The organism is Corynebacterium sp. ACRPQ (assembly GCF_022347225.1).
GTDB lineage: Bacteria > Actinomycetota > Actinomycetes > Mycobacteriales > Mycobacteriaceae > Corynebacterium > Corynebacterium tuberculostearicum_D.
Genome location: NZ_JAKRNF010000030.1, coordinates 1 through 11,972, shown reverse-complemented (window position 1 = coordinate 11,972; position 11,972 = coordinate 1). Strand labels below are relative to the sequence as shown.

9 protein-coding genes and 2 pseudogenes are annotated in these 11,972 nt (G+C 58.7%); 3 read left to right on the top strand and 8 right to left on the bottom strand.

Annotation, left to right across the window (positions count from 1 at the left end; all coding sequences use genetic code 11):
• Nucleotides 1–516: 516 nt before the first annotated feature.
• Nucleotides 517–936 carry a hypothetical protein gene (locus MHY24_RS11735; protein WP_239230854.1) on the top strand — a complete coding sequence of 140 codons (420 nt, stop codon included), beginning with the start codon at nt 517–519 and terminating at the stop codon, nt 934–936.
• Between the two features lie 140 nt (nt 937–1,076).
• On the opposite strand, the gene MHY24_RS11730 is transcribed toward MHY24_RS11735, so the two are convergent.
• The 7 genes from MHY24_RS11730 to MHY24_RS11700 form a co-directional block, all read right to left on the bottom strand.
• Nucleotides 1,077–1,667: a hypothetical protein gene (locus MHY24_RS11730; protein ID WP_204611304.1), complete on the bottom strand. Its 591-nt coding sequence runs from the start codon at nt 1,665–1,667 to the stop codon at nt 1,077–1,079.
• Nucleotides 1,668–1,674: 7 nt separating this feature from the next.
• Nucleotides 1,675–2,478: an ImmA/IrrE family metallo-endopeptidase gene (locus MHY24_RS11725; protein ID WP_204611305.1), complete on the bottom strand. Its 804-nt coding sequence runs from the start codon at nt 2,476–2,478 to the stop codon at nt 1,675–1,677.
• Complete coding sequence (locus MHY24_RS11720) at nt 2,471–2,803, bottom strand: helix-turn-helix domain-containing protein (protein WP_204611306.1); 333 nt, start codon at nt 2,801–2,803, stop codon at nt 2,471–2,473. Before MHY24_RS11720 ends, MHY24_RS11725 begins: the two co-directional genes overlap by 8 nt.
• Nucleotides 2,804–2,909: 106 nt before the next feature.
• Nucleotides 2,910–4,052: a DUF3322 domain-containing protein gene (locus tag MHY24_RS11715; protein ID WP_204611308.1), complete on the bottom strand. Its 1,143-nt coding sequence runs from the start codon at nt 4,050–4,052 to the stop codon at nt 2,910–2,912.
• Nucleotides 4,039–7,407, bottom strand: a complete 3,369-nt coding sequence (locus MHY24_RS11710; protein WP_239230852.1) for an ATP-binding protein — start codon at nt 7,405–7,407, stop codon at nt 4,039–4,041. The genes MHY24_RS11715 and MHY24_RS11710 overlap by 14 nt, the downstream gene beginning before the upstream one ends.
• Nucleotides 7,400–8,050, bottom strand: a complete 651-nt coding sequence (locus MHY24_RS11705; protein ID WP_204611311.1) for a DUF4194 domain-containing protein — start codon at nt 8,048–8,050, stop codon at nt 7,400–7,402. The genes MHY24_RS11710 and MHY24_RS11705 overlap by 8 nt, the downstream gene beginning before the upstream one ends.
• A complete protein-coding gene (locus MHY24_RS11700; protein WP_239230849.1) occupies nt 8,047–9,519 on the bottom strand; it encodes a DUF3375 domain-containing protein in 1,473 nt (490 codons plus the stop codon). The genes MHY24_RS11705 and MHY24_RS11700 overlap by 4 nt, the downstream gene beginning before the upstream one ends.
• 147 nt (nt 9,520–9,666) lie before the next feature.
• On the opposite strand from MHY24_RS11700, the pseudogene MHY24_RS11695 reads away from it, so the two are divergent.
• Nucleotides 9,667–10,111: pseudogene (locus MHY24_RS11695) on the top strand (UTP--glucose-1-phosphate uridylyltransferase); the annotation flags it as partial.
• A gap of 521 nt (nt 10,112–10,632) precedes the next feature.
• Here the strand turns inward: MHY24_RS11695 and MHY24_RS11690 are convergent.
• Complete coding sequence (locus MHY24_RS11690; RefSeq protein ID WP_239230845.1) at nt 10,633–11,781, bottom strand: IS1249 family transposase; 1,149 nt, start codon at nt 11,779–11,781, stop codon at nt 10,633–10,635.
• Nucleotides 11,782–11,838: 57 nt separating this feature from the next.
• Between MHY24_RS11690 and MHY24_RS12190 the strand changes: the two are divergent.
• Nucleotides 11,839–11,972: pseudogene (locus MHY24_RS12190) on the top strand (IS256 family transposase); the annotation flags it as partial.

Sequence of the window (11,972 nt, the reverse complement as noted above, 5' to 3'; positions counted from 1 at the left end):
CCAGCGACTAGTTCCACTGCCACAAGGCAGAAGGAACGCAGATAAACATAACCTGCCCCAGCATGGGGCTAGGAGTACGAATCCTGGGCCCCTTCAAGCGGAACTGCCAACAACGTAATGGGTATGCGGGAGGCAGTGCTAAGCGGCGTGCGGCAGGCAGGCCACATCGTGCACCACTGCGCGAGCGAGTGGGGCGCGGACTGCGGCTCAAAAGTACTGGGGAGTTGTGAGCGGGGGTGGAAAGGGGCGTCGGCAAGCGAGGCTGTGGCAGAGTACTCGATGGTGGGCAGAGCGAAGGCGGGGGCGTGTGCGCGGCGCGGATGCTGCGGAAGTCGGGCACGCTAAAGGCCTTAAGGGCGCAGGACTACAGGCGCGACAAATATTTGGGCCTATAAGTTTTTCCGTGGCCGGTGTGCTTTCTGCATACGTATTTTGTTTAGTCTCATGCCTTACTCAGCGGGCGCTGGTAGCGTCTTATTACATACCGCTACCAGCAGCCACAGGAGGCCATATTCTATGGACGCGGATACTTCCGATTTGCTCTTTTACATCGGGTTGGTGCTTGTCATGGTGCTCGTGTGGACCTACTACATCCTGGAGGTGCGGCGGAATCCCCGATCGGAACAGTGGTACGACGAAAGCGCCTGGGAAGGTGCAGCTAGTGATGGCGTCCTCTTCTATTATCCTTATTGCTCGCTGATGCTGGGTGCTGGTGGTGTCCTAGGGTTGGTTGAAAGCATGAACCCTCCTGAGTTTGTGGAATCAGTGCTGCGGGTTGTGTTCGTGACAGCTGTCTTTATCGGAGCTGTCGGGATGACGGGTGGTTTCGGGGTTCCACTTCCGTGGCCTTTTGTTCCGCGTTGGGTCGTCGACATTCGCAAAGCGAAACGTGCTCGAAGGCGTGAGCGTAGAGAAGCTAGGAGGAGGGGAGAGTAGGGCTGGCAGCTTTTCTGGGGGCTGAGTTTCGTCAGAAAATCTTCGCTACCACGCTGGAGTTCGTTTAGCCCATTAGCAAAGCAACTGAAGATAGTTTTAGATGTCGTGGAACCCAGCGATGACAAAGCATGAGGCGAGGACTAATTAAAGCGGTGATAGTGAGTGCGATCGTTGAGCACAGTTTCTTCGAAGGGGAGGAGACTGTCGAACTTCGAGAGTTTCTCCCACACCCGTCGTGACTCACCGCGGTTCGTGAGGGCGTGAAGGTGCACGCAGCGGAGGAGCACTGCTTCGGTGGTAAAGACTGTTGCCGCCTGTCGCTTCCGTATGAGCTGTTTCGCTTCTTCGTCGTCGATGATGATTGCAGTCATTGCGTTGGGATGGTCCTCGAGGAGCGCAAGACAATGTGCGATAGCGGTGTACTCGCCAAGGTTCTTCGCCATCCCGCCTTGAATTGTGTAACCAGGGCCAGAGAACAGATGGATGTGCTTCCATAGGCGGTCATAATCATCCGCGAGGACCTTTATGTGACCGTGTGTGACCAGGGAAATCCAGGTTTTAGAGCCGCTTTGGAACCTCGGAATTTCTAGCTTTCTTTCTACTTCGTCCTTAACAGCTTGCGGTACGTGAAGCTGTTCATCGCCCACGAACTTGAGAAGGAGATCCTGTTCGCCGGCGCAGATGAAATTGAGGAGCACGCTGGTATCGGCGAAGATAAATTTTCTAGTCATGCCGCACCTATTCTTCAGCGAAGAAGTCTGCTAGGTCAGCTTCGATATTGTTGCGATCTGTGTGCTCGTCCTGGGATGGGCGTTGCGAACCACCTGTTGAATCGAGTACTTCCTCGATGTTGACTTGTTCAGCGAAGGCAACCGAAGAAAGAGCCACGAGTCCCTGGTCGTAGGCCTTGTAAGCATCAGCAACGAGCCTTTCAGAGGCACGAGGCAACTTTGAAATCCTGGCAGCGTGATCGTAGTTGGCTTTCCAACCAAATTGAGAGGCGAGCTGCTTAGTGGAGTAGCTTCTGAGTTCCTCCTTTGTCTCCTCCGAAATGAGCCCGGCCTGGCAGAGTTGGATTGCTGCCACAGTGGGGGAGACCTGGAAGCGCTGAACGACGTCCGATAAGAGCTCCTCCTGGGACGAAGTCTGGGACAGAGTACGGAGTGCCTCCACAGGGCAGAGCACGCACCGTGCGAAAGTGTTCGCGCGCGTTTCGGAAGGATGAGTTGGATCGCAGAGCAGGGCAGCTCCGTCTTCTGTGATGTCACCGGCCATGATGTGGCCAATTTCGTGTGCCACGGTGAACCGTTGGCGATACGGATTACTGCTCGTTCCTATCCCCACTGTTAATGCACTCGAGGTGGGATCGCGAAGAGTTAAGGCATCCAAGCCGCTCGGCAATTCGAGGATAATGAAGTCCGCCTCGACCAGCTTCATGAGGCCATTGATGTCATCAATCGGTTCGGTACCTAGCAGGTGGTCTTCTCGAAAGCGGGCAGCTAGGTCAATGCCTTGCTGTGATGGGCTTTTCGATTTAGGCATTGAGGCCGTCCAAATTCACACGCAGTTGAAGGAAAGGCAACAGCTGCTGTGCCGCAGTATCCACGCCAACGCCGTCCCCGCGGGCGGCAACGCGTACGCGCTGGGAGAGCGGGGTGGCATCCACAAGCTCGGCGGCATCGATGCCCAAAGCCCATGCGAGGGCCATGATGTGGTGAAGAGTTGGCGTGGCTGTGCCCGTCTCCAGGCGGGCAAGAGTCGGCTGGGACAGAATGCCATCGGTCATGGCAGCAAGATCTCGCTGGTTAAGATCGCGCAGCTGGCGCTGCGTACGAACGCGCTCTCCAAAATCAGTAGGTATGTTCATGTTTGCACTCCTCGTTAGGTTCGATTAAACGCGTGAATCAAGATTTAGTCAATGTGATTCAGGATCTCGGGGTGCCTGGGAGAGGGGCTTGCTATGCGGGGGTTCGCTAAAGCTGAGTTCGTCCGTAAATCTCCACAATCGCCGCACTCGCATGAGAAAACGGAATCCGCTCCTGCTCAATGCGCAGCCTGCCGGCGGTGAAGAGTTGGCGGTAGGCGCGGTCCTCCTCGGTGGTGAGGTGGGTGAGTGTGGCGGAGCCGTCGCCGGGGTCGGGGACGGCGAGGTGCTGGAATGTGGTGACGGTGGCGGTGTCCATGAGCAGGGATGTGGTGTGGGGGAAGTGGGCGCGCACGGCGTTGAGGATGGCAAAGCCGGCAGCATCGAGATCGCCCCAGTAAGTGATGTCGGTGTGGTTGAGCCAGTCCAGTGCGTGAAGTTGGTGGGCGGCGGTGCCGGAGCCGAGGAGGGCGATGGTGGGAGGGGTGGCGTCGGAAAGCGTGGGCAAGGCCAGAAAGGTCTGTTTGTTCTCCACGATGAGGACGCGGGGAGGGCTGTCCGTGAAAAGGTTGGCTGCCTGGGCGAGGGGGATTTCGATATCGCTGAGCGCAGGGGCGTGGTTGAGGTAGCGCAGGCGCAGGCGGGTATCGCTGCGACGCAGGCCCAAGTCCGTGATGCCAAACGGCGCGAGGAGCGAAAGGAGCAGGCGGCGGTGGGCACCAATCCACTTGCCGTCCACACCCTCCACCGGGACGGCGCGCTCCCATTCGCCGGAGTTGGGGTTGGCGCGCAGCCAGGTCAGGCACGGTGCGAGGCAGCGTAGATCGTAGGTGCTTAAGTCCTTCCACTGGGTATAAGACCGGCGGACGGTGTGGGCGAAGTCGGGGGAGTCGGGAAAGATGGCAGCGATGCTGTGCGCACGCTTACGGGCGCGGGCGTACTCGGCGGTGAGACCGGCAGCAGCGGCGATGCGTTCGGCGCCGTTGATGGTGATGCGGGTAGGGACGTTATTCGTGCCGAGGCCCGCGCGCGACCAATTGCGGGACGCGTAGACGAGCTCATCCTGGTGCGGCCAGCGCTGCCAGGCGCGGATGAAGTCTTGGGTGGTGCCGATATCGCGGGCGGCGGCAGTGGCTGTCGGTGGGTGCAGTGGCCACGCCAAGTGCAGCGAATCCGGTTCGGCGAGCGCTTCGGCGAAGTGGTTGTGCAGGTATTTTGCGGTGTGGTACTGCAGATCTTTAGGGCTGCGCATGGTCGGGATCCTGGTAGGTGGAGGCGTCGATAAGCGAATAGCCCGTGCGGGCCTGCGGGCGGCCATTGATAGTGGGCTCGTCGTACTTGACCACAATCGTGCCATCCACGTAGGGCGAGAGTGTCTGGATGAGCTTGAAAGGCGTGGCCAGAATCATGTGGAAGCCAAAGGACGTGAAGACAGACATGGCCGTGCGCGTAAACGTGGGATCGGCGCGGTCAAAAGCCTCATCCAGGATGATGGAGCCATAGGTAGGCACGTCTTGGTCGGGCTCCGCCAGACGGAAGCGCAGTGCCGCCGCCAGGCAGAAGAAAACGAGCTTTTGCGCCTGGCCGCCAGACAGCGAAGCGGAATCCTGGTAGGTATTGGCCGTGGTGCCATCGGGGTAGCACTCGCGGCCGATGAAGCTGACGTGCCGGCGGGTGTCTAGCACCACGTTGCGCCAGCGGATATCCTCCGGTTGGCTGGAACCCAAGCGGCTTAAGATCTTGTCCAACGCGTGGTAGCGCGCGAGGGCGGCCTCTGCATCATCGGCGCTGATTTCGCCCAAGCTGTGGGAGGTAGCGGCGTCGAGATCCCGCTGGAAATCGTGGACTACTTGGCCGCGGGCATCTTTGACGTCGATGCGCAGCGTGCGCTCCCCATTGAAGGGCGAGCGCTCAAGCGACTTGTTGATAAACTCCATGCGCATTTCAATATCGCTGCGGGCGCGCCGCAGGTCCGTGGTGAGGTGGGAGAGGTTACGCACAGTTGCGCCGTTGAGCAGCTCGAGGAAGCGGGCGCGGAAATCCGCCAGGCGGTCAGCGCGCAGGAACTTGAGCTTTTCGATGCCCTCGCCCGCGTAGCTCGCCTGCGGCTCAATATCCGCGGCTTCCGCCGGCCACTGGGCCAGGTAGGTGTGGAGGACGGAGACGATCTTCGCGTTGGCGTCTTCGATGCGCCGCGTAGCAGTGCGGGCGGTGTTCTGGAGGCTAGCTTGCACCTCATCGCGCCGGGCATCGATGTCATCAATGGTGAGCTTGCGCTTGCCTTTGTGTAGGGCTTCTTCGACAGCTTTCGCGATGTCCCGGTCATGGATTTCCGGTACGGTGCCGATGGCGCGGCGGCGCGCAGTGGAGCGCTTAAGCTCGCCTTCGATGTTGCCCAGGTGCTTTTGGGCGGCGTTAAGCCGGTCGCGTGCAGCCGTAAGCTTCTGCTTGGCCTGCTCGTGGGCTGCAGCTAAGGCTTGGGCCTCCGGGGAGGAGGCCAGCGAGTCATACTGCTCCTGCAGGTCCTTCCGGCGGGCCTTAGCGGAGGCGGTGTCGATGTCCTGGAAGGAGGTTTCCAGCACCTGCTGGGCCTTATCGCGCTGGGAGCGCAAGATGTCCATCTTCCGGTTCAGGTCTTGGACCTGCTTGGCCGTGGCACGAGCGGTGGCCTTGGCCTCCGTGAGCTGGGCGCGAAGCAGCTCAATCTTGGCGGTGTTGGTGGAGCCCACGCGGTACCAGGCGGTGCCGGTAAAACGCTTGCGGTCATCTTTGATGAAGCGGGTGGAGCCGTCCTTATCCTTGGGGCGGCTTTCCAGGCCGTCGCGCGTTACCGCCGGGGCGGTGGTGACCTTATTCAGCTCCGCAACCGAGTCCACGCACTCGTAGTTAAAGCGGCGCGAAATATGCTGGCGTACCCAATTCGCCATGGCGTGGTCTGGGAATTCCAGCTTGTGGATGAGTTGCCGCGGGCTGCGCGCGGAGGCCGGAACGGGGGCGAACTCCGGGATGGTGCGGTACTCCAGGCGGGTGCCCACGTTGCGGGAATTGACCCATCGGTTGATGGTGTCGCGGGCAGCTTCGGGCACGAGCAGGGTGGCGGCAAAACCGTGGAGGAGTTTTTGAATCACCGGCTCCCAGTCCGCCTGCTGCGGGCTGATATCGATGAGTTCACCAGCGAAGGGGAGCTCGGATTCGGTATAGCCGGTATCCCGAGCTAGCTGCGCGCGCAGTTCTACCAGAGTCTTGTCGATGTTGGTGCGCCGCGAGCTAAAGGAGCGCAGTTCGCTCTCGAGTGTCGCGCAGGCGGTGGCCGCATCGCGGGCGCCCACGCCGGCTTCCTGCTGCTGGTTGGTGAGGTCGGCGGAGTCAGTTTCAAAATCCGCGATGCGCAGTTTTGCGTTGGCCTGCAGCTCAGCAAAGCCGTGGGGGCTAAACTCGTAATCTTTAGTCCACGCGCCAGCCGCCGTGCTCAGACGCTGGAATTCCTTCGTGCGGTGCTCAATCTCCCTATCTGCAGTCTCCATCTTGGCACTTAAAGCATCGAGCTCGCCTGCACTGAGCTGGGTAACGGCTACCGCGGCGCGGCGTTCGGCATCATCCAGGTGCGCGACCTCAGCGTTGAGGGTCTCCGACTGGGACTGGGCCTCCTCCAGCTGTGCTGTGAGCGCACGGATGCGGTAGTCCAGTTCCTCTGCCACTAGGCGTGCGCGTACCGCCGGCAGCGCCTCGCTCATGGCCTCTGCCTTCTCTTTCTCTGCCTCGGCGCTTGACCGTTGAGAGTGGAACTGGGGCAGGGGAGCTAGCGTATCAATTTGGGCCTTCACGTCCTCGACCCGCAGGTAGGCTTGGCGCAAGTCCTCAAACTGTTCCACAGCTTCATCCGCCCTGGTAAAGGTATTCGGCACATCCAGCATGTAGTCCCTAAAGAGCTGGTCCAGGCTGGATAGTGACTTCGCGGACTGTGTGCGGTGCAATAGAAGCTGGCCCTCCACATTCTTAATACCCAGACGTTTGCGAAAGCGGTCCGCAAACGTGGCATAGGTTGGAGTGAAGGATGCACCGGGCCCCTTATACAAGGCCTTTATCTTGCGAGTATCCAGGCTGCGGGTGAGCAAGGGGCTGAGCTTATCGACGTCCTCATCGCCCGGCACCAGCCCATACAACTTCTTGATCTGGCCGACGGAGTTCTCACCGCCGTTGAGGCGGAAAATGGCGAGGAGGGTGTGCTGTTTGCCCTGGCCATTGTCATAGGTCAGCGCCACCACCGAGTTTGTGGCACCCTCACGCAGGTACTCTGGGGTAATCTCACCGGTCTGAGTATTCTCCTGCTGCCGCCACGCACCACGCACGTAGGAGACCAAATTGCGGCCGTTGTGCCGACCGAGGTCTTGCTGCGAGGCCGCGTTGAATTTCACGTGGTTCTGCGGAACGAGGACGGCCGACATGGCATCCAGCAGCGTGGATTTACCTGACCCCGAGCCACCGGTGATGAGGAAACCTTTGCGCGCTACCGGAATGGAAAAGTAGCCGTGGAAGGTTCCCCAGTTGATGAGCTGGATGCGGCTGATGCGGAACTGGCCTGGGTAAAGGGTTGTGTGCTTAGTCATCGGTAGAGTCCTCCTCAGTGTCCTCCGTCCGGGCCAAGCGGGCGTATTCATCCCGGATGGCGGTGACCGTTGAGGCATCGAAAAGCTGGCGCAGCACCGGGGAGACCTCCAGCCGGCCTTCGGTCTCCGTGGCGCTGAGCAGCGAATAGTCATTCTGTATGCGCTTAATGGCCGCGTTGAAGCGCTTAGTGAACCCGGCCTCGTCGCGGTTATCCACCGCGCGGACATAGCCGATGCTTTCCCGGAGATCCTCCACGTCCACGATGACGCGCTCACCCGGCAGCGCCAGCCCCAGCTCCTGGCGCAGGTTCAATAAGATGGCGGTATCGATGTGCTTGAGCTTGTCCGTGCGCAGCACCTGCGGGATGCTCAAACTGTCTTTCTCTACCATGCGGGTAAAAGCAAAACCCTCGGTCTCATCGATGACGAGCTCGAGGAACACCTCGTGCAGCCGGGCACGCAGGTTCTGTTCATCGGAGATAATCGCTGCCCACAACACCGGCTCGTTTTGCGCGCGAATAAGTGGCCCTTGAAGCAGCTGCACCAAGGCGCGGCGCGAGTGGTAGGTCAGCGTTCCTTGATCGTGTTCCCACAGCGGGGGCTCGTGTGCGGAATCAACGCGGGGACTGTGAGCGGCGGTCACTGAAGCTCCTCAATAGTTGTGTGATCGAAATACATAGTAGGAATCTGCGCGGCACGTATGGTGCCATCCTCCTCAGTCCACGTGACTTTCTCATAAGACTCTCTCACAGCAGGCAGCGGATGTTGGTCAGCGATGTGGACTAATCCCACCACGCTGGCCAGGCCTTGTGTTGGGGGATGGGCCTGCAGGACCTGGGCGATGGTGCAGGGGCCGGAATCGCTCACTGTCTGCCGAATCGCTTCGTGCAGCTCCTCAAAGTCGATCTCGGACTCGCGCACCAGCTCATACAGGGCTTGTGCATCTTCTTCGCCTGGTTGGAAGGCTACGGGCGCTTCCTCCACCACCTCGCGCCCAGGGTTGGCCAAGCGGATGCGGGAGACGGAGTGAATAGACATGCCGATGCGCTGCAAGGGTGTGTCCATCCGGTGGAAGGCCTTGAGTTCACTAGTTTGCGCGGCATCAATGGCCATTCCGCGGGCTTCTCGCAGTAGCTCAATCATGCGGCGATCCTCCGCGAATTGTTCCGAGGATACGTAGTGTCGCAGGCTGCGCGCCAACCCCGTCATGGTCTGGTTTACCTCAAAGCTGGTTTCTTCCATATCGCGAAAGAGGCTGCGCAGCTGCCTACGCCTAACCGGTGCTATGTCTCGACCGGTATCGCTATCGAGTACCTGCTCAATCCACTGGTCTAGCCAGGCGCTGCGCTCCCTATCCATAAGGAGGGAATAAAAGCTCTGGAAACTGCGGCCAGCGTCTGATTCCGCGATGTGGTCCACGCCGTTGAAGATCTCCTCCAGCACGTCACCGCGGTATCCCTCCGGATCCAAGAGCTGCCGGCGAAGCTGGTGGTTGAGGGCCTCGAGCTCGTGGCGCACTCGAGCGAAATCGCTCGGTACTGCCATAGCCATATTGAGAACGTCCTGGACTCGTTCCTCCGTCTCCGCAGCGGTAAGTCTTTCAAACTGGCCCAGCTGTGCTTTCTCGATCTCGCGGTCAATCCGCGCGCGTTCTGCTTCCAAGCTGGCCACGCGGCTGGCGATGTCCTCATTAGTATCCCGCGCCAACCTCTGCAAGGCCGAGCTTATCGATTCCACACGGGAGGCTGTTACCGTGGTCACTGGTGCTTCCCAGCGCTCGATAGCTTCCAGTGCAGATAATGCTTCCTCGCTGGGCTCGAGTGTTTCACCCCGTGAGCTTCTCCCGGATTTGCGCACCAACCAACCGGCCTTGACCCAATCATTGCAATAGCTTTGTGGCGTGCGGGGCATGGGAAACTCGCTGGCGATGACTTCGAAATCAGTGACCATGAGTTCATAGACTTCCGCCGCCGGACGCGCACGAGTACCGCGCGGAAAGTACTCCGCAATGACAGCCAGGATCACCGGCGCATTATCCGCAGCAAGAAGCCGGATCGCGGCAGAATTATGCATCAAACGCCGCAGTGACAGCGCGCGAGCTTCAACAGACATGATTCGATTCTGACAGGTGTGATGGACATGCGCAGGAAAGTGAGACCAGTATTAAACTCAAGGAGGGGCTTTTGCGTTTAGGTGGTGAGTACGACGAGCTGGTTACCGGAACGTTGACGCCTAGAGCCGGGCAGGTTCCAGAGCTTTTCTAAGAAATCCGTTTCGGATGTTGATGAAGACTACTTTGTCGTCATGCTTCCTGATGACGTTATTGAGCCCACCGCCGCCATGGGTGAGAAGATTCGGGTGAAGAAGGTTGTGGGCATGGTGGAAAAACCTGCGGTTGAAAGTGCGCCTTCGGATGTGGTGGCCACGGGGCGCTACCTTTTGGGCTGCGCGATTTTTGGCGCTCTTCGCCATATCACTCCCGGCAAAGCGGAGAACTGCAGCTTACCGGCGCCATCGCTCTCCTCATTTCCGAGGGACACCCCGTTCGCGTCGTGGTGCATGATGGCATGCGCCATGACCTCAGCAATCCCGCCGGCTTCTTTCCCCGAGCGTAGAGCGCGGGCTCCACCACTCGAAGTACAGCCCAGCTCTCTTCGCTGAGTTGGAGGTCCTACTGGAGAAGTATCGGGGTAAGGTGGGGTAGGCAAGGCGGTTAGGGGGTTCAAGGGCCTGATCCCCGACCTGTCCAATTTCCGGGGGCCAGGCCCGACGCCTCGTTTGCGGTCAACCACGACGTGAGCGAAACAGTTAAATCACATTCTGCTTACTACGAGAATGTGGAGCTATCTAGAGTATTAGAAAGTTAAGCGGAAAGCTCGTCCTAATACACCCTGTCATCGCCGCAAGATAACTTCACTTTGATGGTTCACACTAATTGGAGCGTGGTGAGGGGGATAAGAAGTTCAGCTCGCCTGACCTCGTCTGGCACTTTTCTTAGCGAGGTCCATTTCGATCAATTAGCGCAGTTAAGGGAAGCCCGAGGGAAACCCTAATTGTTAAAAATCGACGATTTTATAAATTAAGCGCTCCAGTCGGCAGTCTATTTGATAAAAACCCGCGATTTTAAAGAATATGGATTGACCTTGCCGGTGTGCTGGGTAGTTTTTCCGGGTTAAGTAGCAGAATGTGTGTCTGCTCGGCGTGTCGTGGGGCGGATACGGTTTGTTACTTCATGGGGCCTTTTCTGATTCCTATCGAGTGTTCGTACTCGGTTGGGATAGCGTTGTCGTAGAAGGCTGGTCGTCCTGTTTCCTGGTCGGCTTTGTTGTGGTCTTCTTCGGCAAGATCGTTGACTTTGGCGAGTTGATCTTGGCCAAAATTGCACTGCCTGGCGATTTTTAGCGGATCGTCAGGCAGTTGCTTTTTGGTGTGGAGGTACCACTCGAGCATTTTTCGTTGGCGTTCCCCAGACCTGCCTCGATGCGCATCGGCGATGCGTTTGAGCTGGGCGTTGATGCCGCCTTCAAGACTGTTTGTCGTTGAAGCCCAGTGTTTAGGATCAAGCGCATTCGGTGGTGGCTGCAGGTAGGTAAACAGCCAATTGTTGCGCGATAGGTGCAGCAGTGAGTTGTAGGCTTTACGCACCCGCAGATGAGTCCATTCCCACTGGTTATTGAGTGTTCGGCGCTCTTTTGGCACGGGTGTTTTCTCGTTGAGGAATGTTTTGAATACCTGACCGAAGTCGTGCAGACGCAGCGTCCACTCCCGTGCCTGGTCGAGCGTGGTGACACGGGTTAGCTTCAACGCCAGTGTGTAGATGGCTTTGCCGGCGTCGGTGCGTGGCCGTGAGGTGGTGTAGCGGCGGATGACGCGTTGCGCATGGACGAGGCAACGCTGAATCATTGCGTTTGGCCAGCAGGCTTTAATCGCGGTGAGTGCGCCTTGTCCGCCGTCGAGGACGACGCAGAGCGGCTCGGCGATTTTGCGAAGTAGCTGCGTGTATGCGTGGGCGGTTTCGTGTTTGGTCCAGTGCCATGCAATGACGTGGTCGCAGCTGGCTGCCACAAGCAGGCAGCCAGCTGCGGTGTAGGTGCCGTCGATGAAGATCTGATCGTAGACGCGCTGCGGGGCACCGTCGTTGGGGATATCGATGAGCCAAAACGGTTCGAATCGGCGATCAAGTGTCCAACGACTCACCCTTTGTTGCCCGGCGAGTTCAGACAACGTTGCTGTGGAGGTGGCATAGGAGACGAAGGCTTTAAAGTTGCGGGCCTGCGTGCGATCGGTGCGGGTTCGTGTTGTGGAGCTACCGCAGTTCGGGTCTTTGCACCGCCACCTGGTTGTGCCTTTGGATGTGGTTCCGTTTTTCTTCATGAGAGTGTCTGATGGTTTGTGTGTGGGAACCGATCCCGCATAAGGAGATAAGCCAGAATGACTACTGTGGCGAGACGAGATCCGGCCGATAAGGCCAAGATTGATGCGATTGAAAAGAAGCTTCTTGCTAACCCTGAAATCGCGAAACTGATTGACGACCTAGGCACGTCCACAACGGATGCCAATGACCT

Bases quoted from the DNA above. Each gene is read 5' to 3' on its own strand.
- MHY24_RS11735 (WP_239230854.1), top strand. From the start codon at position 517: ATGGACGCGGATACTTCCGATTTGCTCTTTTACATCGGGTTGGTGCTT.
- MHY24_RS11730 (WP_204611304.1), bottom strand. From the start codon at position 1,667: ATGACTAGAAAATTTATCTTCGCCGATACCAGCGTGCTCCTCAATTTC.
- MHY24_RS11725 (WP_204611305.1), bottom strand. From the start codon at position 2,478: ATGCCTAAATCGAAAAGCCCATCACAGCAAGGCATTGACCTAGCTGCC.
- MHY24_RS11720 (WP_204611306.1), bottom strand. From the start codon at position 2,803: ATGAACATACCTACTGATTTTGGAGAGCGCGTTCGTACGCAGCGCCAG.
- MHY24_RS11715 (WP_204611308.1), bottom strand. From the start codon at position 4,052: ATGCGCAGCCCTAAAGATCTGCAGTACCACACCGCAAAATACCTGCAC.
- MHY24_RS11710 (WP_239230852.1), bottom strand. From the start codon at position 7,407: ATGACTAAGCACACAACCCTTTACCCAGGCCAGTTCCGCATCAGCCGC.
- MHY24_RS11700 (WP_239230849.1), bottom strand. From the start codon at position 9,519: ATGTCTGTTGAAGCTCGCGCGCTGTCACTGCGGCGTTTGATGCATAAT.
- MHY24_RS11690 (WP_239230845.1), bottom strand. From the start codon at position 11,781: ATGAAGAAAAACGGAACCACATCCAAAGGCACAACCAGGTGGCGGTGC.